This window comes from Stenotrophomonas pictorum JCM 9942, from assembly GCF_001310775.1.
GTDB classification, from domain to species: Bacteria; Pseudomonadota; Gammaproteobacteria; order Xanthomonadales; family Xanthomonadaceae; genus Stenotrophomonas; species Stenotrophomonas pictorum.
The window spans coordinates 1-977 of the sequence record NZ_BAZI01000652.1; the positions used below are offsets into that span (position 1 = coordinate 1).

Annotated in this window: 1 protein-coding gene and 2 pseudogenes; all 3 read right to left on the reverse strand. The window is 67.6% G+C overall.

The annotated features are described in order from the left end of the window. Positions 1-151: pseudogene (locus tag JCM9942_RS16800) on the reverse strand (type II secretion system protein XpsH); the annotation flags it as partial. 80 nt (positions 152-231) lie between these two features. Next, positions 232-658 (reverse strand): annotated as a pseudogene (gspG, locus tag JCM9942_RS18515) (type II secretion system major pseudopilin GspG). A 32-nt stretch (positions 659-690) separates the two neighbouring features. Beyond that, positions 691-977 (reverse strand): type II secretion system F family protein (locus tag JCM9942_RS16805; protein ID WP_172675190.1); only part of this gene is annotated, 287 nt, incomplete at its 5' end.

Here is a 977-nt window from a genome sequence, read left to right on the forward strand (position 1 = left end):
CCTGGGTGCGGGTATGCCGCAGCTGCGCGGCCACCTCCTTGCCGGCCGAACGCAGGCGCATGCCGGCCAGCCCGCCGTTCATCGCCATCGCCGCGATCAGGCCGATGGCCGCCATCAAGGCCAGCACCAGCAGCATCTCCAGCAACGACATGCCCGCCACCGCGGGCCGGCGGTACGCGCGACGCGGCCGCTGATGCGGAAAAACAGGCGCGGACAGCGTGGGCATCGGTCTTACTCGACGCTGATGTCCGCGTCGTAACTGCTGCCACCGGGGCGGCCGTCCTTGCCCAGACTTTTCAGATCGAACGGGCCGCTTCGCCCGGCACCCGGTACTCGATGGCATGACCCCACGGATCATTGAACTCGCTGGGTTTTGCATACGGCCCCAGCCAGCCGCTGACCCCGGCCGGCTGCGCGGCCAGATCCTCGAGCTTGGCCGGCAGCGGCCGGTATCGAGCTGGAAGTTCTCCACCTTGCCGGCCAGGGTCTGGATCTGGGTCTTGGCCAGATTGGCTTTGCCACGGTCCGCCCCGCCCAGTACGCGACTGCCGACCACGGTAAGCACCGCGCCGATCAACACGATGACGATGATGATTTCCAGCAGGCTCATGCCCGCCTGGTGGCGGCGCGCGTGCGGTGCTCGTTGGGTGCGTCTCATGACAGTCTCCACAGTTGCGGCATTTTCCGGATTCAGCCGATGGCATTGGTCAGGTCGTACAGCGGCACCAGCACGGCGATGATCACCATGCCGACCACCGCCGCCAGCAGCAGGGTGATCACCGGCACGAGCGCGGCAAGCAGGCGGTCGATGGCCCGCGCGGTTTCCTGTTCGAAGGTGTCGGCGGTCTTGTGCAGCATGCTTTCCAGCGCGCCGGACTCCTCGCCCACCTGGATCATCTGCAGCGCCAGCCGCGGGAACCGGCCATTGCGGCCCAGCGCGGCGGACAGGCCGATGCCGTTTTTCACGTCCTCACGGG